Annotated in this window: 18 protein-coding genes; 7 read left to right on the top strand and 11 right to left on the bottom strand. The window is 75.2% G+C overall.

Going from position 1 to position 22,337, the window contains the following annotated elements; all coding sequences use genetic code 11:
• The 4 genes from iolD to QP090_RS19230 are packed head-to-tail and all read right to left on the bottom strand — an operon-like array spanning window position 1 to window position 4,607.
• Window positions 1-1,848, bottom strand: coding sequence for a 3D-(3,5/4)-trihydroxycyclohexane-1,2-dione acylhydrolase (decyclizing) (gene iolD, locus QP090_RS19215; RefSeq protein WP_285940379.1), 1,848 nt, complete (start codon window positions 1,846-1,848; stop codon window positions 1-3).
• On the bottom strand, window positions 1,845-2,702 hold the full coding sequence (gene iolB, locus QP090_RS19220) for a 5-deoxy-glucuronate isomerase (RefSeq protein WP_285940380.1): 858 nt from the start codon (window positions 2,700-2,702) through the stop codon (window positions 1,845-1,847). The genes iolD and iolB overlap by 4 nt, the downstream gene beginning before the upstream one ends.
• A complete protein-coding gene (locus QP090_RS19225) occupies window positions 2,699-3,616 on the bottom strand; it encodes a Cgl0159 family (beta/alpha)8-fold protein (RefSeq protein ID WP_285940381.1) in 918 nt (305 codons plus the stop codon). The genes iolB and QP090_RS19225 overlap by 4 nt, the downstream gene beginning before the upstream one ends.
• A gap of 43 nt (window positions 3,617-3,659) precedes the next feature.
• The gene (locus tag QP090_RS19230) at window positions 3,660-4,607 is read right to left on the bottom strand and encodes a TIM barrel protein (protein ID WP_285940382.1); all 948 of its coding nucleotides are present in this window, start codon (window positions 4,605-4,607) and stop codon (window positions 3,660-3,662) included.
• Window positions 4,608-4,741: 134 nt separating this feature from the next.
• On the opposite strand from QP090_RS19230, the gene QP090_RS19235 reads away from it, so the two are divergent.
• Together QP090_RS19235 and QP090_RS19240 are read left to right on the top strand one after the other, a co-directional pair.
• Window positions 4,742-5,464, top strand: a complete 723-nt coding sequence (locus tag QP090_RS19235; protein WP_285940383.1) for a GntR family transcriptional regulator — start codon at window positions 4,742-4,744, stop codon at window positions 5,462-5,464.
• Between the two features lie 154 nt (window positions 5,465-5,618).
• Window positions 5,619-6,656: a LacI family DNA-binding transcriptional regulator gene (locus tag QP090_RS19240; protein ID WP_285940384.1), complete on the top strand. Its 1,038-nt coding sequence runs from the start codon at window positions 5,619-5,621 to the stop codon at window positions 6,654-6,656.
• A 105-nt stretch (window positions 6,657-6,761) separates the two neighbouring features.
• Here the strand turns inward: QP090_RS19240 and QP090_RS19245 are convergent, their stop codons facing one another.
• Genes QP090_RS19245 through QP090_RS19255 form a run of 3 tightly spaced genes read right to left on the bottom strand, consistent with a single transcriptional unit; the run spans window position 6,762 to window position 12,410 of the window.
• Window positions 6,762-7,391 (bottom strand): TetR/AcrR family transcriptional regulator, encoded by a 630-nt coding sequence (locus QP090_RS19245; RefSeq protein ID WP_285940385.1) that lies wholly within the window; start codon window positions 7,389-7,391, stop codon window positions 6,762-6,764.
• Window positions 7,388-9,130 (bottom strand): AMP-binding protein, encoded by a 1,743-nt coding sequence (locus tag QP090_RS19250; RefSeq protein WP_285940386.1) that lies wholly within the window; start codon window positions 9,128-9,130, stop codon window positions 7,388-7,390. Before QP090_RS19250 ends, QP090_RS19245 begins: the two co-directional genes overlap by 4 nt.
• Window positions 9,131-9,149: 19 nt before the next feature.
• Window positions 9,150-12,410 (bottom strand): carboxyl transferase domain-containing protein, encoded by a 3,261-nt coding sequence (locus QP090_RS19255; RefSeq protein WP_285940387.1) that lies wholly within the window; start codon window positions 12,408-12,410, stop codon window positions 9,150-9,152.
• A gap of 170 nt (window positions 12,411-12,580) precedes the next feature.
• Here QP090_RS19255 and QP090_RS19260 point away from each other — a divergent pair, with 170 nt between their 5' ends.
• Entirely contained in the window at window positions 12,581-13,636 is a 1,056-nt protein-coding gene (locus QP090_RS19260) for a hypothetical protein (protein WP_285940389.1), read from the top strand.
• An 8-nt stretch (window positions 13,637-13,644) separates the two neighbouring features.
• Here the strand turns inward: QP090_RS19260 and QP090_RS19265 are convergent, their stop codons facing one another.
• The 3 genes from QP090_RS19265 to QP090_RS19275 all read right to left on the bottom strand — a co-directional run bounded on the left by QP090_RS19265 (window position 13,645) and on the right by QP090_RS19275 (window position 17,950).
• Window positions 13,645-15,246 (bottom strand): ABC-F family ATP-binding cassette domain-containing protein, encoded by a 1,602-nt coding sequence (locus tag QP090_RS19265; RefSeq protein WP_285940391.1) that lies wholly within the window; start codon window positions 15,244-15,246, stop codon window positions 13,645-13,647.
• A 166-nt stretch (window positions 15,247-15,412) separates the two neighbouring features.
• Window positions 15,413-16,159, bottom strand: a complete 747-nt coding sequence (locus tag QP090_RS19270) for an SDR family NAD(P)-dependent oxidoreductase (RefSeq protein ID WP_285940393.1) — start codon at window positions 16,157-16,159, stop codon at window positions 15,413-15,415.
• A gap of 75 nt (window positions 16,160-16,234) precedes the next feature.
• Window positions 16,235-17,950 carry an MFS transporter gene (locus tag QP090_RS19275; protein WP_285940395.1) on the bottom strand — a complete coding sequence of 572 codons (1,716 nt, stop codon included), beginning with the start codon at window positions 17,948-17,950 and terminating at the stop codon, window positions 16,235-16,237.
• A 103-nt stretch (window positions 17,951-18,053) separates the two neighbouring features.
• On the opposite strand from QP090_RS19275, the gene QP090_RS19280 reads away from it, so the two are divergent.
• The 4 genes from QP090_RS19280 (at window position 18,054) to cobM (ending at window position 21,273) form a co-directional block, all read left to right on the top strand.
• Window positions 18,054-18,830 (top strand): SIR2 family NAD-dependent protein deacylase, encoded by a 777-nt coding sequence (locus tag QP090_RS19280; RefSeq protein ID WP_285940397.1) that lies wholly within the window; start codon window positions 18,054-18,056, stop codon window positions 18,828-18,830.
• Window positions 18,831-18,954: 124 nt separating this feature from the next.
• Window positions 18,955-19,368 carry a TIGR03618 family F420-dependent PPOX class oxidoreductase gene (locus QP090_RS19285; protein WP_285940399.1) on the top strand — a complete coding sequence of 138 codons (414 nt, stop codon included), beginning with the start codon at window positions 18,955-18,957 and terminating at the stop codon, window positions 19,366-19,368.
• On the top strand, window positions 19,361-20,533 hold the full coding sequence (gene cbiE / locus QP090_RS19290; RefSeq protein WP_285940401.1) for a precorrin-6y C5,15-methyltransferase (decarboxylating) subunit CbiE: 1,173 nt from the start codon (window positions 19,361-19,363) through the stop codon (window positions 20,531-20,533). Before QP090_RS19285 ends, cbiE begins: the two co-directional genes overlap by 8 nt.
• Window positions 20,530-21,273, top strand: a complete 744-nt coding sequence (gene cobM / locus QP090_RS19295) for a precorrin-4 C(11)-methyltransferase (protein WP_285940403.1) — start codon at window positions 20,530-20,532, stop codon at window positions 21,271-21,273. Before cbiE ends, cobM begins: the two co-directional genes overlap by 4 nt.
• 9 nt (window positions 21,274-21,282) lie before the next feature.
• Here the strand turns inward: cobM and QP090_RS19300 are convergent, their stop codons facing one another.
• Entirely contained in the window at window positions 21,283-22,326 is a 1,044-nt protein-coding gene (locus QP090_RS19300; protein WP_285940405.1) for a cobalt-precorrin-5B (C(1))-methyltransferase, read from the bottom strand.
• Window positions 22,327-22,337: the final 11 nt, after the last annotated feature.

Below are 22,337 nucleotides of genomic sequence, written 5' to 3' on the forward strand. Positions count from 1 at the left end.
TCACAGGTGGCGGCGCTGGGCGCGGCGGTCCTTGTCGTAGCGGGCGCGGGCCTGGCGGGTGGAGTCCAGCGCCGACACCTCGGCGACCGGGACGTCCCACCACGCGTCGCTGCCCGGTGCCGGGGCGAGCGGGTCGGTCTCCACATGCACGACGGTCGTCCGGGACGACCGGGCCGCCTGCTCCAGCGCGGCGCGGAACTCGGAGACGCCCGACGCGCGCAGGACGTCGGCGCCGAGGCTCGCGGCGTTGGCGGCCAGGTCGACCGGGAGCCGATCGCCGTCCAGGCCGGTGCCGGTGCGCGCCCGGTAGCCGGTGCCGAAGCGCTGCGCGCCGACCGACTCCGACAGGGCGCCGATGGAGGCGTAGCCGTGGTTCTGCACCAGCACGACGACGAGCTTGACGTCCTCGGCGACGGCGGTCGCCAGCTCCTGTGCCATCATCAGGTACGAGCCGTCGCCCACCAGCACGAACACCTCGCGGGACGGGTCGGCGAGCTTCACCCCGAGCCCGCCCGCGATCTCGTAGCCCATGCAGGAGAATCCGTACTCCACGTGGTAGCCCTTGGGGTCCCGGGTCCGCCACAGCTTGTGCAGGTCGCCCGGCATCGAGCCGGCCGCGCAGACCACCACGTCGCGCGGGCCCGCGACCTCGTTCACCGCGCCGATGATCTCCGACTGCGCGGGCAGCGGGGTGCGGCCGAGGGCGAACGCCCGGTCGGTGACGGCGTTCCACCGTCCGGCGAGCTCGCGGGCCTCGGCGCGGTGGCCGGCGGGGACCGACCATCCGCCGAGCGCGCCGTCGAGGGCGGTCAGCCCGGCGCGGGCGTCGGCGGTCAGCGCCTCCCCCGCGTGCTTGGCGGCGTCGAAGGCGGCCACGTTGAGGTTCACGAACCGGACGCCGGGACGGGCGAACAGGCTGCGCGACGCGGTCGTGAAGTCGCTGTACCGGGTCCCGATCCCAAGGACGACGTCGGCCTCGCGGGCCAGCGCGTTGGCGGCGGTGGTCCCGGTCGCGCCGATCGCGCCGACGGCGCACGCGTGGTCCCAGGGCAGCGCGCCCTTGCCCGCCTGCGTCTCGGCGACCGGGACGCCCGTCCGCTCGGCGAACGCGCGGAGCGCGGCCGTCGCCCGGGAGTAGAGGACGCCGCCGCCCGCGACGATCAGGGGCCGCTCGGCGCCGCGCAGCAGGGCGGCGGCGCGGGCGAGGGCGGCCGGCTCGGGGACCGGCCGGGGCACGTGCCAGACGCGGGCCGCGAACAGCTCGTCCGGCCAGTCGTAGGCCTCGGCCTGCACGTCCTGCGGCAGCGCGAGCGTCACCGCGCCCGTCTCCGCCGGGTCGGTCAGCACCCGCATCGCGCCCAGCAGCGCGGACGGGAGCTGCTCGGGGCGGTCGATCCGGTCCCAGAACCGCGACACCGGCTTCAGGCAGTCGTTCACCGACACGTCGTAGGAGCGCGGGTCCTCCAGCTCCTGGAGCACCGGGTTGGCGGGACGGGTGGCGAAGACGTCCCCGGGCAGCAGCAGCACCGGGAGCCGGTTGATGGTCGCCAGCGCCGCGCCCGTCACCAGGTTCGTCGCGCCGGGGCCGATCGACGTCGTGCAGGCGAACGTCGCGAGGCGGTCGCTCATCCGCGCGTAGCCCGCCGCCGCGTGCACCATGCCCTGCTCGTTGCGGGCCATGAGGTAGGGGAAGCCCTCCTCCAGCAGCCCCTGCCCGAGACCCGCCACGTTCCCGTGCCCGAAAATCCCGAAGCAGCCCGCGAAGAACCGGCGCCGCTCGCCGTCGCGCTCGGACGACTGCGCGGCCAGGAACCGCACGACCGCCTGTCCCACCGTCAGCCTGGTCATCGTTCCTCCCGGGAGGTCAGCGGAAGCCTCGGGTCGGTCTCCTGGCCGGGCCAGGTGTCGCGGACCCAGGCGTGGTCGGGGTCGTCGCAGATCCGCCACGCGCGCTCGGACGACGGCCCGGCCATCACGTTCAGGTAGTAGAGGTCGTACCCGGGCACCGCCATCGACGGTCCGTGCCAGCCGTGCGGGATGAGGACGGCGTCGCCGCCGCGCACCTCGGCGAGCACGTCGGTGCTGCCGTACACCCGCTGGTAGGCGATGCCGGACGGGCCCGCGACCTCGAAGTAGTAGATCTCCTCCAGGACGGACTCGCCGGGCCGGTCCTCGTCGTGCTTGTGCGGCGGGTAGGACGACCAGTTGCCGTCCGGGGTGAGCACCTCGCAGGCGATCAGGCGGCTCGCGTGCGGGAACGCCCCGGGGGTGCAGAAGTTGTTGACCTGGCGGCTGGCCCGCCCGGCGCCGCGCAGCTCGACCTGCACGTCCTCGGCCGGGCCGTAGCGCGGGACCAGGCGGTCGGGGCAGCGCGCGGCGGGCAGCGCGAACCGGCCGCCCGCCGCGCTCGTCACGGTGACCCGCGCGTCGCGCGGCACGTAGGCGAAGTCGGTCACCCGGGAGAACACGCTCGCGCGTCCGGTGATCTCGAAGTCCGCGCCGTCGCAGGCCACCCGGCAGCCGCCCGACAGCGGCAGCACGAGCGTCTCGAACCCGCCGGTGCCGAAGGTGTGCGTCCCGCCCGGGGGCAGTTCCAGGACGCGCAGCGCGCTGTACTCCCAGCCCGCGCGCTCGGGCGTGATCTCCAGTTCGTAGGGCGGGGCCGCCGCGGTCCCGGCGGGCAGGTGGAACGTCCCGGTCACAGCGCCTCCACCGCGGCGTCCACGGCCGCCGCCACGTCACCGTCAGAGGGGTACAGCAGGGACCGGCCGACGACCAGCCCCTTCACGGTGGGCAGCCGCAGCGCCCGCCGCCAGCCCGCGAGCGCGGCCCGCGGGTCGCCCGCGACCTCGCCGCCGAGCAGCAGCGCGGGCAGCGTCGAGGCGGCCATCACCCGTTCCATGTCCGGCACCACCGGCACCTTCAGCCAGGTGCGGGCGGAGGTGACGCCGAGCCCGGTCGCGACCGAGATCGCCCGGATCATCGCCTCCGGGGTGAGCACGTTGCGCACCCGGCCGTCGACCCGGTGCGACACGAACGGCTCCACCATCGCCATCAGCCCCTGCGCGGCGAGCGCGGACACCGCGTGCGCGCAGCGCTCCAGCGTGCCGGCGGTGGCCGGGTCGCCGTCGTCCAGGCGCAGCAGCATCTTGCCGCCATCCAGCCGGGCCGCGGCGAGGGCGGCGGCGTCGTAGGCGGTGAACCGGTCGTCGATCTCGAACGAGGCGCCGGCCAGCCCGCCGCGGTTCATCGAGCCGATCACCACCTTGCCGTCCAGCGCGCCGAGCAGGAGCAGGTCCTCCAGCACGTCGGGGGTGCCGAGCACGCCGTCGACGCCGGGGCGGGCCAACGCGAGGCAGAGCCGGTCGAGCAGGTCGCCGCGGTCGGCCATCGCCATCGGGTCGCCGCCGGCCGCGAGCGCGCCGCGCGCCGGGTGGTCGGCGGCCAGCAGCATCAGCCGGCCGGACGGCCCGAGCAGCCTCTCGCGGCGGACCCGCCTGGCCGCCGCCTCGGCGATCGCGCCGGGCCGGGACGCCCGGATCTCGGTCAGTTCGTTCGTCCGCCCGGCGCGCGATCCGCCCGGCGGGCCCTGAGGGCGCGGTGTCTCCACGGTCATGCCGTCAACCCTTCCAGGAGCGCCGTCACCTCGTGGGCGCCCGTCACGCGAGGACCCCGGCGAGGAAGCCCAGGCTCGCGCGCACGTCGTCGCACGGACCGGTGCCGGGCGCGGGCTCGTCCGCCAGGACGACGTCCTGCTCCAGTACGTACCAGCCGTCGTAGCCCACGCCTTCCAGGGACGACAGGAGCGCGGCGACGTCGACGTCGCCCGCTCCGAGCGGCCGGTAGATCCCGGCCCGGACGGCATCGGTGTAGGTGGACCGGCCGCAGCGGACCCCGTCGGCCAGTTCGGCGTCCACGTCCTTGAGGTGGACGTGTGCGATCCGGTCCGGCGCGCGGGCGGCGAGCTCGACCGGGTCGGTGCCGCCGATCAGCAGGTGGCCGGTGTCCAGGCACAGCGGGATCGCCGCGCCGTCGAGCACGCGGTGCACCTCCTCCCGGCGCTCGACCACGGTGCCGACGTGCGGGTGCAGCGTCGCCTGGACGCCGAGCTCCGCCGCGCGGGCGGCGATCCGGTCCAGGTTGCCGAGCAGGGTCGTCCAGGCCGCCGCGTTCAGGACCGGGCGCTCGTCGTATCCGTCGAGCCCGGTGGCGGCGGCGAGCACCAGGGTGAGCGGCGGGCCCGCCCCCACTGAACTGGAACGTTCCACCCCAAATCCGGACAACGCCCGCTCCACTTCCGGCAGCGGGTCGCGTTCCGGATCGTGCAGCACGGCGGGGACGAACCCGCCGACGGGACGCAACCCGTGACGCCGCAGCAGGGCCGCCCGCTCCGCGGCGCCGGACGGCAGGAAGCCGTCCGGCCCGAACTCGGCCGCGGCCAGCCCGAGCCCGCCCATCTCCTCCAGCACCCGCGCGGAGGGCAGCTGAAGGCCCCACCCGGGCACCTCGCACACTCCCCATGAGATCGGGGCTCCCGCGATCCGGTCCATGCCCATCGGCTCACCCTTCCCGCCCTGCGCGTGCGGCGCCCGGTCGTGCGCCGGCACGCCGAGTCTGCTGAACGGCGCGACATGATGTCAATAGTTTGTCATGACATCATGAGGTAATGAGATAGCCAGGAAGAACAAGTACGATGGCCCCTATCTGATCCGGGAGGGGACATCGGGTGAACCGTCCAGTCGTGTCCGTGGACCGCGGCAGCCCGGTCCCGCTGTACTTCCAGCTGGCCCAGCAGCTCGAGGCGGCGATCCGCGCGGGCGATCCGGCTCCGGGCGACCGGCTGGAGAACGAGGTCCAGCTCGCCGACCGCTGCGGGCTGTCGCGCCCCACTGTCCGCCAGGCGATCCAGCACCTGGTCGACAAGGGGCTGCTGGTGCGCAAGCGGGGGGTCGGCACCCAGGTGGTGCAGGCCCAGGTGCGCCGGCCGGTCGAGCTCACCAGCCTGCACGACGACCTGGCCGCGGCGGGGCGCGAGCCTCGCACCGAGGTGCTCGCCCTGGACTCGGGGCCGGCCGAGGACCAGGTGGCCAAGGAGCTCGGCGTGCCGCCCGGCACCGAGGTCACCCGGATGCGCCGGCTGCGGTTCACCGGCGCCGAGCCGCTGGCGCTGCTCACCAACCACCTGCCGACCGACCTGGTCGACTTCACCGCCGACGACCTGGCCGGGCACGGCCTGTACGAACTGCTCCGCACGTCCGGCATCAACCTGCGCGTCGCGCACCAGGCCATCGGCGCGCGCGGCGCGACGGCGGCCGAGGCCAGGCTGCTGGACGAGCGCCGCGGCGTCCCGCTGCTCACCATGACCCGCACGGCCTTCGACGACAAGGGCCGCTCGATCGAGTACGGGTCGCACGTCTACCGGGCCAGCCGCTACTCGTTCGCCCTCACGCTCGTCGAACGCTGACCGTCCGCGCGCTCACGGCGGGACCCGTCTCCCGGCTCCGGCCCCGTCCGCCGGGGACGGGGAGCCACGGTATCGCCGACGGCCCGCCGGACGCTCTCGTAGCTGTTAACGTCCCGCTCGGCAGTCCGTGTCACGCAGAGGAGCCGCGCCGAGCATGCCCCATCCGACTCTGGAGGACGTCGCCGCGCGGGCCGGCGTCTCCCGCGCCCTGGTCTCCCTGGTGATGCGCGGATCCCCGAAGGTCGGCGAGGAGCGGCGCGCGGCCGTGCTCGCCGCCGCCCGCGAGCTCGGCTACCGGCCCAACGCCATGGCCCGGGGCCTGGCCGCGGGCCGGACCGGCATCGTCGGGGTGCTGCTGGCCGACCTGCACCAGCCGCTGTACGCGCGGATCCACGACGGGCTGGCCGACGAGGCGGCCCGGCGCGACGTGCGGCTGCTGCTGACGACCGGGCGGGGCCGGCCGGCCCTGGAGCGGGCCGCGGTGGAGGACCTGCTCGACCTGCGGCTGGACGGGCTGGTGCTGGCCGGTCCGCGGATCGCCGCGGCCGACCTCGACCGGGCCGCGGCGGGCTGCGCGATCACCGTGGTCGGCCGCGCGGTGCGGTCGGACCGGGTGGACCGCGTGACCGGCGACGCCGCCGCCGAGGCCGCGCAGGCGGTCGCCCATCTGACCGCGCTCGGGCACCGCCGGATCGCCTGCCTCGACCTGGACGGACGCTCGGCGTCCCTGCGCCGCGCCTTCCTCGCCGCGATGGACGGGGCCGGCCCGTCCGCCCACGCGAGTGTCCTGACCGTCCCGGACGCGCTCAGCACCGGGCCCGGCGGGCTCCCGGACGCGCTCGGCAACGCGCTCGACGGCGGGCCCGGCGGGCCGCCGGGCGCGACCGGGCCGCCCACCGCGGTGCTCGCGCTCGGCGACCCGGGCGGGACCGCCGCGCTGGCCGCGCTGCTCCGGGCCGGCCGGCGCGTCCCCGAGGACGTGTCGCTGGTCGTCCACGGTGACCCGCCGGGGGCCGGGGCCGCCGGGGTGACCACGGTCGGCCCGGACGCCCGCGAGCTCGGCCGGCTGGCGATGGGCGCCCTGATGGACCGGATCCGCGGCGGCGTCCCCGGCGGGCCCGCCCAGCGGATCGGCGTCGCCCCGGTCCTGACGGAACGGGCGACCACCGCCCCGCCCCCCGCCGGGGCCTGACCCGGGACCTCCGCTCAGGAGACGACACGCAGGCCCGGCCCGGCCGGCGCCGAAGACCGGGTCGGTCCACTCGCGCGACGGCCGCAGGGAGGAGGCGGGACGGTCTCAGCCGGCCGGGGGAACCCCGAGAAGGCGCAGATAGATCGCGGTGAGTTCGTCGACCAGGCGCTCGCGGCCGGCGGGGTCGGCGGGCACCGTGCGGGCGAACCGGGCGAAGATCCCATAGGTGGCCTCGGCGAGGACGCGCGGCGGCGCGGCCGGGTCGGCGAGCCCCTGCGCGGTGATCCGCTCGATGTAGCGGGCGGTGCGGCGGAGCGGCCTTTCCTGGATCTCCCGCCACACCGCGCGGATCTCGGGATCGACGAGGGCCTGGTGCTCGATCACCGTCAGCAGTTCCAGGTTGGCGGCGTACGCGGCCAGGAACCGGGCGCTGGACTCCCGGGCCAGCCCGTACGGGTCGTCCTCGTCGACGCCAGGGATCTCGTGCGCGGCGAGGAACGCGTCCCGCACGCCGAGCGCGACCGCGCGGAACACCTCCTCCTTCGAGGCGAAGTAGACGTAGAACGTCGCGCGGGCGACCTTCGCCTCGGCGGTGATGCCGGCGATGGTGGTCCGCGCGTGGCCGCGCCGCGCGAACACCCGCCCGGCGGAGCGGACCAGCAGCGAGCGCGTCTCGTGCTCCCGGCCCTCGCGGGAGCTGCGCGCCGCCGCCCAGGGGGCCCGCTCCGAGGTCACCGGCCCGCCGCTCCGGCGGTCCCGGCGCCGCCGGTCAACTCGCCGAGGATGCGTGCCCGGAGCTTGTACTTCTCGATCTTGTTCGTCGGGGTGCGCGGGATGTCGGCGACGATCCGCACGTGCCGGGGCCGCATGTACTTGGGCATGGTCGCGGCGGCGAAGGCGTGCACGCCGTCCTCGGTCAGCCCGCCGTCCTCGTCCGGGACGACGTAGGCGACCACGTCGTCCTCGTCGCCCTCGCCGCTGCGGATCGCGAAGACCGCGCAGTACCGCACCCCGGGGTGCTGGTTGATCATGTCCTCGACCTGGAAGGACGACAGGTTCTCGCCGCGCACCCGGATCCGGTCGCCGAGGCGGTCGACGAAGTAGAACAGCCCGTCGGCGTCGCGGACGGCGGCGTCGCCGGTGTGGAACCACAGGTTGCGGAACGCCTGGACGGTCGCCTCGGGCTTGCCGAGGTACTCGTTCAGGAACAGCGCGGGCAGCCGCGGACGCAGCGCCAGATGGCCGGGCTCCTCGTCGGCGCACTCCTCGTCGCGCTCGTTGAGGACGGCCGCCTCGACGAACGGGCTGGGACGGCCCATCAGCCCCTTGCGCCCGGCCTCGCCGCCGGCCAGGAACGGGACGCCGTGCGCGGCGGTCAGCTCGGCGATCTCCTCGTGGGTGCGGCCCCGGTAGAGGCCCGGCGGGGTGCCCTCGCCCGGCGCGGTCTCCTCGATCACCACCGCGAGCGGCGCGCCGGACTCGGTCTGCCCGAAGCCGGCGGTCACGAAGTCGAACCCGAAGCGCCGCGCGGCCTCGGCATGGTGCGCCGGCAGCGGCTGCATGTGCACCTTGTTGAGGGTGTTGCGGCGGTCGCCGGGGTCCTCGGGCGCCTTCATCAGCCACGGGATCATCACGTCCAGCAGGATCGCGGTGGTCACGCCGCGCGACTCGACCCGCCGCCAGAAGTCGGTCGGGCTGAACCGGTTCCAGACCGCGACCTCGCAGCCCGCCCACGCGGCCCGCGCGACGTTGGCGATCGCGCCGCCCACGTGGTACATCGGCAGGTCGTTGTAGATGACGTCCGCGCCGGTGACGGGCAGCCGCAGGTTGAAGGTGTACTGCGCGAGCCACCGGAACGGCTGGACGACGCCCTTGGCCGGACCGGTCGTGCCGGAGGTGTAGATGACGTTCGCCGGGTCGTCGTAGGCCACGGTCACCCGCGGGCGCGGCGCGTCGGCGGTCAGCGCGGCCCACGGCACCTCGCGCAGCGCGGGATGCGCCGGCTCGCGCTCGGCGGCGTGGTCGTGCGCGCCGGGCGGGGCGTCGTAGACAACCACCGCAGGGGGCTCGGCGAGCCCGCCCGCCACCTCGTTCAGCGCGGGCAGCAGCGCGGGTTCGGTGACGACCAGCAGCGGCCCGGTGTCGTCGAGCTGGTACGACAGGAGCCGTCCGGCGTAGCCGAAGTTGATCGGGCAGTAGAGCGCGCCGGCCTTCCACGCGCCGAACATCACCAGCGCGCTGACCAGCGGGTTCAGGCAGAACACGCTGACCCGGCCGCCCTTGCCGACGCCCTGCGCGGCCAGGTTCCCCGCGATCGCGTCGGTGCGCCGGCCGAACTCGGCGAACGTCAGCGTCACCCCGTCCTCGCCGTAGTGGAAGAACGGGCGGTCGCCCGCGGTGGCGGCCCAGTGGTCCAGCCGCTCGGTGACGATCTCCCCATCGGCGGCCAGCGCCGCGACCAGGTCCTGGCTCATCAGAGCTCTCCTCACGGGTTCAGGGACGGGTGCCAAACGACGGGCGGCCGGTCAGCTCGGGGAGCACGCGGTAGGCGTCGCGCACCCAGTCGCACAGCAGCGGGCGGCTGTCGCGCGGGTCGATCAGGTCCTGCACGCCGAACCGCTCGGCGGTGCGGAACGGGGACGCGACGGCCGCCAACTCGCGGCGGATCCGCTCGATCTCCGCCTCCGGGTCGGCGGCGTCCTGGAGCTGGGCGCGGAAGGCGGCCTCCACGCCGCCCTGGACGGGCAGCGAGCCCCAGTCGCCCGACGGCCAGGCCCAGCTGCGGCCGGACCGGTGCCGGTCGACGATGCCCGCGCCGCCGACCCCGTACACGCGGCGCAGGATCAGCTCGGCCTGCGGGACGGGCGCCTGGTAGACGGCGCTGATCGCGCGGGCGCCGTGCCGGATGGTGGCGCGGCGCTCGGCGGCCAGCCCGATCGTCATCCCGGCCTGGTCGGTCAGGCTGACCAGCGGCAGGTGGAAGGTGGTGCACAGATCGGCCAGCCGGGTGATCGCCTGCGCGCCCTCCACCGACATCGTGGCGCCCTTGAACGGATCGGCGGCGATGACCCCGACCGGGTGCCCGTCGAGCCTGGCCAGCGCGGTGACGGTGCCGGCGCCGTACTCGGCGTACCGGAACACCGAGCCCGCGTCGAAGATCGCGTCGAGGACGGGGCCGATCCGGTACGGGCGGCGCCGGTCGCGCGGGACCGCGGCCAGCAGGGCCTCGTCGCGGCGGCCGGCCGGATCGGTCCCCGGGACGACCGGCGGGAGCTCGAACGCGCTGCCCGGTAGGTAGGACAGGAAGCGGCGGACGACGTCGAACGCCTCGTCCTCGGTGCGGACGAACCGCTCGATCGTGCCGTTGCCGCGGTGCACCCCGGCGCCGCCGAGCTCCTCCTTGGTGAGGTCCTCGCCGGTGCCGCCGCGCACCACCGGCGGGCCCGCGGTGAAGAGCTGGCCGACGCCCTCCACCATGACCGCCAGGTGCGACATCACCAGCCGCGCGGCGCCGAGCCCGACGGTCGGGCCGAGGCAGGCCGCCACGACCGGGACGAGCGAGAGGTTGTCGACCACCGCGTCCCAGCCGGGGTTGACCGGCACGTAGGTGAAGCCGGCCTCCTGCGCCATCTTGACGCTGCCGCCGCCGCTCGCGCCGTCGAGCAGCCGGACGAGCGGGAGCCGCATCTCGCGGGCGAGCCGCTCGGAGTAGATCTGCTTCTCGTGGATCGCGGCGTCGCCGGAGCCGCCGCGGACGGTGAAGTCGTCGGCGCCGAGCACCACCTTGCGGCCGTCGATCCGGGCCGTCCCGGCGACGAAGTTCGCGGGCAGCAGCGAGGACGGTGCGCCGTCGCCGCCGTAGTCGGCGAAGCCGGTGAGCGCCCCGATCTCGGCGAAGCTGCCGGGGTCGGCGAGGGCCGCGATCCGCTCCCGGACGGTGAGCCGTCCGGCGGCGTGCTGCCGCGCCACCTTCACCGGGCCGCCCATCTCGCGGGCCAGCCCGTGCCGGCGGCGGATCTCGGCGACCTCGGCGGACCAGTCCGCGTCGCGCTCGGCATCGCCCGCCCCGGCGGCGGCGTCCGGGGCGGCAGGCGCGTCCGGGGCGCCCGCGGGCTCGCCGAACACCAGCAGCGCGCCGTCGTCGACGAGCCGGCCCTTGCCCGCGAGCACGGCCCCGACCACCATGGCCTCCGGCGCCCGGACGACGTGCTCCATCTTCATCGCCTCGAGCACCAGCAGCGGGGCGCCCGCCGCGACATGGTCGCCCTCGGCGGCGGCCAGGCTCACCACCATGCCCTGCATCGGCGCGGTCACGGCCACGGATCCCTCTGGCGCCTCCGCCACGGGTTCGGCGGCGCCGGCCGGGCCGTTCACGGCCGCGTCGAAGTACAGCCGCCGGTGGGCGCCGCCGAGCAGTTCGGCCAGGTGGTCGGCGATGAACGTCGTGTCCCATCGGCCGGTCGCGAAGTCGGGGTGCCCGAGGACGCCCTGCAACAGCGCGATGTTGGTCGGGACGCCCTCCACCTGGAACTCGCCGAGCGCCGCGTACGCCTTCGCGGTCGCGCCGGCGAAGTCGGCGGCCTGGGTGATGACCTTGGCGAGCAGCGAGTCGTAGCGCGGGCTCGCCGGGTAGCCCGCGTACCCGTAGGTGTCGACCCGCACGCCCGGCCCGGACGGCGGGCCGAACGCGGTGATCGTCCCGGCGCCGGGACGCGGCGAGCCGTCCTCGGCGAGGGTCTCCAGGTTGACCCGCACTTGCAGCGCGTACCCGCGCACCGGCGGCGTGCGGTCGAGGCCGGCCTCGGCGAGGGAGGCGCCGGACGCCAGCCGGATCTGCGCCCGCACCAGGTCGACCCCGGTGACCTCCTCGGTGACGGTGTGCTCCACCTGGAGCCGCGGGTTGGCCTCGATGAACCAGAAGCCCGAGCCCGCGACCAGGAACTCGAACGTGCCGAGGCTCCCGTACCGCACCTCGCCCGCGAGCCGGAGCGCCGCGTCGAGGATCCGGTCGCGCAGCGCCCCGTCCAGCGACGGGCTCGGCGCGACCTCGATCAGCTTCTGGTGGCGGCGCTGGATGCTGCAATCGCGTTCCCACAGGTGCCGGACGGCCCCGGTGCCGTCGCCGACGACCTGCACCTCGATGTGCCGCGCGGCCGGGAGCAGCCGCTCGACGTAGAGCGCGCCGTCGCCGAACGCCTGGAGCGCCTCGGACCGGCACCGCTCGTACGCCTCGTCCAGCCCGGCCGGGTCGAGCACCGTCCGCATGCCGCGCCCGCCGCCGCCCGCGAGGGCCTTCAGCATCACCGCGCCGTGCTCGGCCGCGAACGCGCGGGCCTCGTCCAGGCCGGTCGGCCCCGTGGTGCCGGGCATGACCGGGACCTCCAGGCTCCGCGCGAGCGCGCGGGCGCGGGCCTTGTCGCCGAACAGCTCCAGCACCTCGGGCCGCGGGCCGATGAAGGTGAGGCCCGCGTCGGCGCAGCGCCGCGCGAACGCCGCGTTCTCGCTGAGGAAGCCGTAGCCGGGGTGGACGGCGGTGCAGCCGGACTCCCGCGCCGCGGCGATGATCGCCTCGCCGTCGAGGTAGGCGGCCACGCCCTCGCCGGGCAGCTCCCGGGCCTCGTCGGCCCGCCGGGTGTGCAGCGAGGCCGCGTCGTCGCGCGCGTGCACCGCGACGGTCCGGACGCCCAGCTCGTTCGCCGCGCGGATCACACGGATCGCGATCTCCCCGCGGTTGGCCACCAAGATCCCGCTCACACCGTCTCCCACCTGCTGATTGACGTTGACGTCAACGTCATCATCCTATCCGCGGGCGGCCCGTTGACAAGTGGCCGCATGCGGCACCGCCGGACTCCGCCGCATCGCGCTGAACCCGGTCCTCTCGGGGCACACCACCTCATGCCACATCAACGATGTCGGGAGACCGCATGAAAACGCATCTCGCCGCCGTGGCAGCGGTGGCCGCACTGGGCGGAGCCCTCACCGGATACCTCGTCGCCCCCTCGGCCGGCGACGCCTCCTCCCGCCGCCCCGCCGCCGCGCTCACCGGCGGCCCCAGGCACCTCGCCCTGAACATGCCGGACGGCGACCGCGCGAAGGCCGCCGCGCTCGGCTACGACCTGTTCGACGTCGACCCGGACGAGGACGCCGTCAACGCGCTGCCCGAGGGCGCCATGGCCATGCTGTGGGTCGGCAACACCACCTGCGGCGACTTCCAGATCGCCGGGACCGGTGACTTCACCGAGACCGTCAAGCGCCTCGCGGGCAACCCGCGCGTCTACGGCTGGTACCTCTCCGACGAGCCGAACCCCGACGAGTGCCCGGGGATCGCCGGCAGGATCCGGGCCCGCGCCGACATCGTCCACGAGCACGCCCCGGACCAGAAGGCGTTCGCGTCGCTGACCGACTGGCCGATGGGGCCGCTCAAGCCGTCGGCGACCCACCTGGACCTGATCGGGCTGGACCCCTACCCCTGCCGCGCCGGCGGCGGGGCCTGCGATCTGGACGCGATCGACACCATGGTGGAGCAGGCGGACCGGGCCGGGTTCCCCCGGCGCATGATCGTCCCGGTGTTCCAGACGTTCGGGCAGGCGTGCGCCGACGGCGACAGGACCTGGCGCCTGCCCGCCGCCCGGCAGCTCCAGTCCATGCTCGACCGCTGGGACCGCTTCGCCCCCTCTCCCGCCTTCGACATCAGCTACTCCTGGGGGCGCCAGAGCGGCTGGGCCTGCCCCGCCCTCACCGACGCCGACGGCACCGACGGCCACCCCGATCTCCAGACCGTCATGAAGCGGCACAACACCCGCCGGGACGGCCCGGCCGCCACACCGCGCCGCCCCGGCTCCAGCTCCGGCTCCAGCTCCGGCTCCAGTCCGCGCCGCAGTCCCGGCCCGAGCTCCGGGTCCCGCTCCCGTACCGCCTCACCGGCCCCCACGCCCACCCCCTCCCCCACCTCCTCGCCCTGTCCCGTCCCGAGCGGCTGACCCGGCGCTCAGGCGAGGGTCACAAGATCGGCGTAGTCGGGGCTCCAGAGGTCCTCGACCCCGTCGGGCAGGATCAGGACGCGGTCGGGCAGCAGCGCCTCGATCGCGTCCTGGTCGTGGGTGACCATCACCACGGCCCCCCGGTACGCGCCGACCGCCGCGAGCACCTCGTCGCGGGAGGCGGGGTCGAGGTTGTTGGTGGGCTCGTCCAGCAGCAGCACGTTCGCGCTGGAGGCGACCAGTCCGGCGAGCGCGAGCCGGGTCTTCTCGCCGCCGGACAGGACGGCGGCGGGCTTGTCCGCGTCGTCCCCGCCGAACAGGAACGAGCCGAGGATGGTCCGAGCCTCGCCGCTGGTCAGGTGCGGCGCCGCGTCCATCAGGTTCTGCCCGACGGTGCGGCCTGGGTCCAGGGTGTCGTGCTCCTGGGCGAAGTAGCCCAGCCGCAGCCCGTGGCCGTGCACGACGCGTCCCGAATCGGGACGTTCCCGTCCGGCGAGGACGCGCAGCAACGTGGTCTTGCCCGCGCCGTTCAAGCCGAGCACGGCCAGCCGCGCGCCCCGGTCCACGGCCAGGTCCACCCCGGTGAGGACCGGCAGCGTCCCGTAGGACTTGGCCAGGCTCACCGCGCCCAGCGGCGTCCGGCCGCACGGCGCCGGCTCGGGCAGCCGGATGCGGGCGACCTTCTCGGCCCGGCGGGCGGGGCCGAGCCCGTCGAGCATCCGGTCGGCGCGCCGGGCCATGTCCTTGGCCCGGGTGGCGGTCGCGACGCTCCCCCGCATCTTGTCGGCCTGGCTCCGCAGCGCGGCGGCCTTGCGCTCGGCGGCGGCCCGCCGGCGGTCGTCGCGCCGCTCCCCGGCCGCGCGGTCGGCGAGGTAGGTGCTCCATCCGGTGTTGTGCACCTCGACCGCCGTCCGGTCCGCGTCGACCCGCCACACCCGGTTGACTACGTCCTCCAGCAGCCCGGTGTCATGGCTGATCACCACCAGGCCGCCGGGATGGCCTGCCAGGAACCCGCGCAGCCAGGCCACCGAGTCGCCGTCCAGGTGGTTGGTGGGCTCGTCCAGCAGCAGCGTGCCCCGCTCGCCGAACAGGACCCGCGCCAGCTCGACCCGGCGCCGCTGCCCGCCGGACAGGACGCCGATCGGCCCCGCCATCACCCGGTCGGGCAGCCCGAGGCCCGCGGCGATCCTGGCGGCCTCCGCCTCGGCGGCGTACCCGCCGCGGGCCTGGAACTCGGCCTCGGCACGGGCGTACCGGTCCATCGCCCGGCCCTGGCCCACCGGGCCGGTGGCCTCGGCCATCGCGGTCTCGGCCGCGCGCAGCGCCCGGACGGTCTCGTCCAGCCCGCGGGCGGACAGGATGCGGCCGGTGACGGTGACGGCGGGGTCCGCCGCCGCGGGGTCCTGCGGGAGGTAGCCGACCGGGCCGGTCCGGGCGATGGTGCCGGCGGCGGGCCGCGCGTGCCCGGCGAGGATCTTCAGCAGGGTGGTCTTGCCCGCGCCATTGCGGCCGACCAGGCCGATGCGGTCGCCGGGGGCGATGTGGGCGGTGACGCCGGACAGCAGGGGGCGGGCGGCGACGCGCACGTCGACCCCGCGAAGGGTAATCATTTGGTGACGCTCCGGAAGGACTCAAGGACACACGGGTTGCGTGGAGGCGTGTGTCCGAGCTAGGAGATCCGGGGCGTGCGCATGAACCCAGTGTATCCGGCACGCGCTCCAGGGCCGTCAGCCGATCAGATTCGTGCGGCGGCCGGCTTCGCCTCGTCCTCCTCCATCACACGTCGTGCCGCTGTTCCTGGGACGGGTCGGTGCGCAGGCGGGCGTGCAGGCCGCCGTCGATGTGCAGAACGTGGCCGTTGAGCTGCGCGGCGGCCGGGGAGGCCAGGAAGAGGGCGGCGTCCGCGACCTCCTCGGGGGCGGTGGTGCGGCCCGAGGGGAGGTCGGTGGCGGGGCGGACGTCACCGACGACGCTGGCGGGGGCCAGGCAGTTGGCGCGGATGCCGAGCCCGCCGAGCTCCACCGCGATGGCGCGGCTGAGCGCCTCGATCCCGGCCTTGGTCACGTCGTAGACGCTCTGGTCGTCGTGCGCGCGGGAGCCGCCCGGCGAGGACAGGCTGATGATCACCCCGCCCCGGCCGGCGTCCCGCCAGTGCCGGGCGGCGCGCACCGACAGCAGGTAGGCCGAGCGCAGGTTCGCCGCGATCACCGCGTCCCAGTCGCCGGCCTCCAGGTCGATCAGCGGGGTCCGCAGCCCGGTGATCGCGGCGTTGTTGACCAGCACGTCCAGCCGGTCGAGCCGGGCGAAGACGGCGTCGGCGACGTCCTCGCGGGCCAGGTCGCCGGAGAGGGTGGTCACGTTCGGCGCGTCCCCGAAGACCTCCAGGCCCCCGGTGTCGCGGTCCACGGCGAGCACGCGGGCGCCGGCCCCGGCGAAGCGGGCGACCAGCGCGCGGCCGATCAGCCCGGCCGCGCCGGTCACCACCACCCGCTCGCCGCTGTAGTCGTACCGGACGGAGCTCATTCGGCGCTCTCCCGTCGTCGGATGCACAACCGGGCCTCGTGACCAGACTGCCCCACCGGACGCGCCCGCGGGCGGTCAGCGCCGTTCGGAGGCTGCGTCCTCCAGCGGGACCTCCCGGTCCTCGGCGGCCTCGTCGTGGACGTAGCGGCGTCCGCGCAGCAGGGAGGCCAGCGCGGCGACCAGCGACATCGCGATCGCCAGGCTGAACACGATGACCAGGCCGTGGTGGAAGGGGCCCGCGATCAGGTGCGGGAAGTAGGAGCGGCCGGTGAGGGTCGCCGCGTCGCCCGGCGCCAGCCCGGCAAGCGCGCCGAAGGGCGCGAGCAGGTTCTCGATCGGGTTGTAGCCGAGGAAGGCGGCGAACAGGGTCCCGACCGGCGGCATCCCTGCGACGTGGGCGGCGACGCCGGCGGGGACTCCGTGTTGGGTGAGGCCCCCGGCGAGGGTGCCGGGCAGGCTCTTGGACAGCCCGGCGATCATCAGCGAGAAGAACACGCCGATCGACAGCACCATGCCCGCGTTCATGAAGGTGGCCCGCATCCCGGACGCGACGCCGCGCTGCCGGGCGGGGACCGAGTTCATGATGGCGGTGGTGTTGGGCGCGGCGAACAGGCCCGATCCGACCCCGTTCAGGAAGATCAGCAGGGCGAACGCCCAGTAGTCGAAGTCGGTCGGCACCAGCAGCAGCCCGAGGAACGCCAGCGCGGACAGGGTCAGCCCGCCCGAGGCGAACGCGCGGGCGCCGTAGCGGTCGGACAGGTGGCCCGAGACCGGCCCGGCGATCAGGAAGCCGAGGGTGAGCGGGAGCAGGTAGATGCCCGCCCAGAGCGGGGTCTCCTCGAAGTCGTAGCCGTGCAGCGGCAGCCAGATGCCCTGCAACCAGATGATCAGCATGAACTGCATCCCGCCGCGCGCGATGGCGGCGAGCAGCCCGGCCGCGTTGCCGGCCGCGAACGCGCGGACGCGGAACAGGCCGAGGTGGAACATCGGCTGCTCCACCCTGGTCTCGATGAGGCAGAACAGCGCCAGCACGGCGATCCCGCCGATGATCCCGCCGAGCACCAGGGGGCTGGTCCAGCCCATGTCGTGCCCGCCGTACGGCTGGATCCCGTAGCTGATCGCGGCCAGCAGCGAGGTGAGGCCGACCGCGAAGGTGATGTTGCCGAGCCAGTCGATCCGGGCGGCGACCGCGCGCACGGAGGTCTCGATCAGGCTGCGGTAGGCCCAGATCGTCCCGGCCAGCCCGATGGGCACCGAGGCCCAGAACACCAGCCGCCAGCTCACCTCGCTGAGCAGCCCGCCGGCGACCAGGCCGAGGAAGCTGCCCGCGATGCCGGCCACCTGGTTGACGCCCATGGCCATGCCGCGCCGGTCGGAGGGGAACGCGTCGGTGAGGATCGCGGCGGAGTTGGCCATCAGCATCGCCCCGCCGATGCCCTGGAAGACCCGCCAGCCGATCAGCCAGAGCGCCCCGGCGGCGCCCTTGAACGGGTCGAGCGCCAGCAGCACGGTGCCGACCGTGAACACCGCGAATCCGGCGTTGTACATCCGGACCCGGCCGAACATGTCGCCGAGCCGCCCGAGCGTCACCACCAGCACCGCGGAGACCAGCATGTAGCCCATCAGGATCCACAGCAGGTAGCTGACGTTGCCCGGTTCCAGGGGGTTCAGGTGGATGCCCCGGAAGATGGCCGGCAGCGAGATGATCACGATCGAGGAGTTGACGGTGGCCAGCAGCATGCCCAGCGTCGTGTTGCTCAGCGCCACCCACGGGTAGTGCGTGGTCCGCACGGTCCCTCCCGGGGAAAGTAGTTACTTCGACTAACTAATCATATTCCTCCATTGCCGGAAAAATCAGTAGTTCGCCGAGAAGATGACCTCTACCTTCTCGTGCATGACCGCACACGTTCCCGAGTGGATCCCGGGGGTCTCGCGGGTCGCCGTGCTGACCGGCGCGGGGATCTCCACCGACTCCGGCATCCCCGACTACCGCGGCCCGTCCGGGGTCTGGACCCGGGATCCCGAACTCGTCGGGCTCTTCACCCGCGAGAACTTCCTCGGCGACCCCGGCGTCCGGCGCCGGTTCTGGCGCTCCATCGCGGAGCTGCACCGTGAGGACGCCCGGCCCAACGCCGCCCACCGCGCCCTCGCCGACCTGGAGAGGTCCGGGACGGCGCTCCGGATCCTCACCCAGAACGTCGACGGGCTTCACCAGAAGGCGGGCACGACGCCGCGCAAGGTCGTGGAGCTGCACGGCGCCATGGGCACCTCGTCCTGCCTGGAATGCCGCGCCGAATCCCCGACCTCCGCCGTCCTCGCCCGGGTGGCGGCGGGCGAGGACGACCCGGCCTGCGTGCACTGCGGCGGGATGATCCAGCCGTCCATCGTGCTGTTCGGGCAGTACCTGGACGAGGCCGTGCTGTCGCTCGCGGCCGGGGTCGCGCGCGCCTCGCAGCTCTTCCTGGCCATCGGCAGCTCGCTGAAGGTCGAGCCGGCGGCCGGGCTGTGCGCGGCGGCGGTCGAGGGCGGGGCGACCCTGGTCATCGTCAACCGCGACGAGACCCCGTACGACGACCTGGCCACCGAGATCATCCGCGAGCCGATCGGCACCGCCGTCCCCCGCCTCTGCGCGGCCCTCGCCGAGCGGCGGACGGCACCGTCCCACCCCTGAGGCGCGCGGGGTGTGGCGGACACCGGGTGTGGCGGACGCCGGGTGTGGCGGACGCCGCACCCCGCGCGTGACGCGGGCCGGGGGCCGTCTGGGATCCTGCTGGTCGGGCGGACGAGGGGACGAGATGCAGCAGGGGACACGGCACCGGCTGGAGCTGGACGACGAGCGGCTCCAGGCGTTCTGGCGGGAGCGGCACGTGTGCACGCTGGCCACGCTCCGGCCGGACGGCACGCCGCACGTGGTGCCGGTGGGCGCGACACTGGACGCCGCGGCCGGGCTGGCCCGGGTGATCACGTCCGCCGGGTCGGCGAAGGCCCGGCACGTCGAGCGGGCGGGGCCGGACGGGCTGCCCGTCGCGATCACCCAGGTCGACGGCCGCCGCTGGGCGACGCTGGAGGGCCGCGCGGTCGTCCGGGCGGACCCGGCGTCGGTGGCGGACGCCGAGCTCCGCTACACCGAGCGCTACAAGCCGCCGCGCGCCAACCCGCGGCGGGTCGTCATCGAGGTCGCGATCGGCCGGGTCCTCGGCCATGTCTGAGGTCACCGTCGTCGGGATCGGCGCGGACGGCTGGGCGGGCCTCGCGGGCGCGGCGCGGGACGCGCTCGCGTCCGCCGAGGTGATCATGGGCGGGCGGCGCCAGCTCGACCTGGTCCCCGACCTGCCCGGGCCGCGCGAGCGGGTCGCCTGGCCCTCGCCCATGCTGCCCGCGCTCCCCGGCCTCCTCGAGGAGCACCGGGGACGCCGCGTCGCGGTGCTGGCCAGCGGCGACCCGATGTTCTACGGCGTCGGGACGACGCTGGTCCGGCTGCTCGGCCCGGAGCGGGTCCGGGTCCTGCCGCACCCGTCGTCGGTCTCGCTGGCCTGCGCGCGGCTCGGCTGGCCGGTGGAGGAGGTCGAGGTGGTCAGCGCCGTGGGCCGTCCGCTCGCCGCGTTGAACGCCGCGCTGGCGCCGGGCCGCCGGATCCTGGTCCTCAGCGCCGACGCCGGGACGCCCGCCCAGGTCGCGGCGCTCGTCCGGGAGCGCGGCTGCGACCTGACCCTGCTGGAGAACCTCGGCGCGCCGGACGAGCGGGTCGGCCCCCTCCGCGAACCCGCCGCCCCGCTGAACATCGTCGCCGTGCACTGCCGCGGCGCCGGGGGCCCGCAGGTGGTCCCCGGTCTGCCGGACGAGACCTACGACCATGACGGGCAGCTCACCAAGCGGGAGATCCGCGCGATCACCCTCGCCCGCCTCGCGCCGCGTCCCGGCGAGCTGCTGTGGGACGTGGGGGCGGGCGCGGGCAGCATCGGGATCGAGTGGATGCGCGCGCACCGCGCCTGCCGCGCGATCGCCGTCGAGGACCGGGCCGACCGGGCCGCGCGGATCGGCGCCAACGCCGCCGCCCTCGGCGTCCCCGGCCTGCGGGTGGTCGCCGGGCGGGCCCCGGCGGCGCTGGCCGGGCTGGAGGCCCCCGACGCGATCTTCATCGGCGGCGGGGTCACCGCGCCCGGCATGGTCGCGGCCTGCCGGGACGCGCTGCGGCCGGGCGGGCGGCTGGTGGTCAACGCGGTCACCGTAGAGTCCGAGCGCGCGGTCGCGGAGGCGTACGGGCGGTTCGGCGGCGAGCTGACCCGCGTCGCGGTCAACCGGGCCGCGCCGGTCGGGGGTTTCACGGGTTGGAGGGCGATGATGCCGGTGACGCAGTGGACGGTGACCCGGTGACGGTGCACTTCATCGGCGCCGGGCCGGGCGCCGCCGACCTGATCACGGTGCGCGGCCGGGAGCTGGTCGCGGCGTCGCCCGTCTGCCTGTACGCCGGCAGCCTGGTCCCGCGCGAGCTGCTGGACTGGTGCCCGCCGGGCGCGCGGCTGGTCGACACCGCGAGGATGGTGCTGGACGACATCGTGGCCGAGATGGTCACCGCGCACGCGAACGGCCAGGACGTCGCGCGCCTCCACTCGGGCGACCCGTCGGTCTTCAGCGCGATGGCCGAGCAGATGCGGCGCCTGGACGCGGCCGGGGTGCCGTACCGGGTCACGCCGGGCGTCCCCGCGTTCGCCGCCGCCGCCGCGTCGCTGGGCCGCGAGCTGACCGTCCCCGAGGTCGCCCAGACGGTCGTCCTGACCCGTACGTCGGCGCGCGCGACACCAATGCCGCCGGGCGAGGACCTGGCTACCCTCGGGCGCAGCCGTGCCACGATGGTGCTGCACCTCGCGGTGCAGCGGATCGAGGCCGTGGTGGACGAGCTGGTCCCCGGCTACGGCGCCGACTGCCCCGCCGCGGTCGTCGCCTACGCCAGCCGCCCCGACGAGATCGTCCTGCGCGGCACCCTCGCTGACATCGCCGCAAAGGCCCGCGAGGCGGGCATCGAACGCACCGCGGTCATCATCGTGGGCGCGGTGCTCACCGCTGCGGGGTTCACCGACAGCCACCTGTACTCGTCGGCGCGCTGCCGCGACTGAGCCCCGGCCTCACCCGGCGCGGCCGACGATCGTTCCCGCCCGGTCGATGACGATGACGTCGACCTCGATAGGGGCGCCTCGCAGGGTGTCCAGGGCGGTGGCGCGGGCCCGCCCGGCGACGAGGTCGCCGAGCGGGAGGCCGTCCTGCTGGCAGATCCGGAGGGCGTCGAGCGCGGTGTTGGCGGCGCGGACGCGCTCGGTGGTCTCGCCGCCCCCGGCGGCCTCGACGAGCGCGGCGAGGGCGCCGAAATCGACCTGGGAGCGCTTGGAGTGCAGGTCGAGGTGGCCGTTCGCGAGCTTGGCGAGCTTGCCGATGCCGCCCGCGACGGTGAGCCGCGGCACCGGGTGGCGGCGCAGGTACTTCAGCACCGCGCCGGCGAAGTCGCCCATGTCGAGCAGGGCGTCGTCCGGGAGGCCGTACAGGTCGGCGGCGACCCTCTCCGAGGTGCTGCCCGTCGCACCCGCCACATGGGTGCGGCCCGCGGCGCGGGCGACGTCGATGCCGCGGCGGATGCTGTCGATCCAGGCCGAGCACGAGTACGGGACGACGACGCCGGTGGTGCCGAGGATGGACAGGCCGCCGAGGATGCCCAGCCGCGGGTTCCAGGTGCGGCGGGCCAGCTCGGCGCCGCCGTCCACCGAGATCTCCACGATCACGTCGGCATCGCCGACGGCCTCCCGGATCAGCCGGCGGGGCACCGGGTTGATCGCGGGCTCCCCCACGTCCAAGGGCAGCCCCGGCTTGGTGACGGTGCCGACGCCGGGCCCGGCCCGGAACACCACGCCGGTGCCGGGCTCGCCGGGGCGGACGGTCGAGCGGACCAGCGCGCCGTGCGTGACGTCGGGGTCGTCGCCGGCGTCCTTGACGATCCCGGCGGTCGCGACGCCGTCGCCGAGCCGTTCGACGGCCAGCGCGAACGCGGGCCGGTGCCCCTTGGGCAGGGTGATCTCGACCGGGTCGGGGAACTCGCCGGTCAGCAGCGCGGTGTGGGCGGCCTTGGTCGCGGCGGTCGCGCAGGCGCCGGTGGTCCAGCCGTAGCGGAGCTCGGTCACGGGCTTAGCAT

Origin of the sequence: Actinomadura xylanilytica, from assembly GCF_030283145.1 — a bacterium.
GTDB classification, from domain to species: Bacteria; Actinomycetota; Actinomycetes; order Streptosporangiales; family Streptosporangiaceae; genus Spirillospora; species Spirillospora xylanilytica.

Coding starts and splice junctions, on each gene's coding strand:
- cbiE (WP_285940401.1), top strand. CDS start 19,361: ATGTCTGAGGTCACCGTCGTCGGGATCGGCGCGGACGGCTGGGCGGGC.
- QP090_RS19285 (WP_285940399.1), top strand. CDS start 18,955: ATGCAGCAGGGGACACGGCACCGGCTGGAGCTGGACGACGAGCGGCTC.
- QP090_RS19270 (WP_285940393.1), bottom strand. CDS start 16,159: ATGAGCTCCGTCCGGTACGACTACAGCGGCGAGCGGGTGGTGGTGACC.
- QP090_RS19280 (WP_285940397.1), top strand. CDS start 18,054: ATGACCGCACACGTTCCCGAGTGGATCCCGGGGGTCTCGCGGGTCGCC.
- QP090_RS19260 (WP_285940389.1), top strand. CDS start 12,581: ATGAAAACGCATCTCGCCGCCGTGGCAGCGGTGGCCGCACTGGGCGGA.
- QP090_RS19265 (WP_285940391.1), bottom strand. CDS start 15,246: ATGATTACCCTTCGCGGGGTCGACGTGCGCGTCGCCGCCCGCCCCCTG.
- QP090_RS19240 (WP_285940384.1), top strand. CDS start 5,619: ATGCCCCATCCGACTCTGGAGGACGTCGCCGCGCGGGCCGGCGTCTCC.
- QP090_RS19250 (WP_285940386.1), bottom strand. CDS start 9,130: ATGAGCCAGGACCTGGTCGCGGCGCTGGCCGCCGATGGGGAGATCGTC.
- iolD (WP_285940379.1), bottom strand. CDS start 1,848: ATGACCAGGCTGACGGTGGGACAGGCGGTCGTGCGGTTCCTGGCCGCG.
- QP090_RS19225 (WP_285940381.1), bottom strand. CDS start 3,616: ATGACCGTGGAGACACCGCGCCCTCAGGGCCCGCCGGGCGGATCGCGC.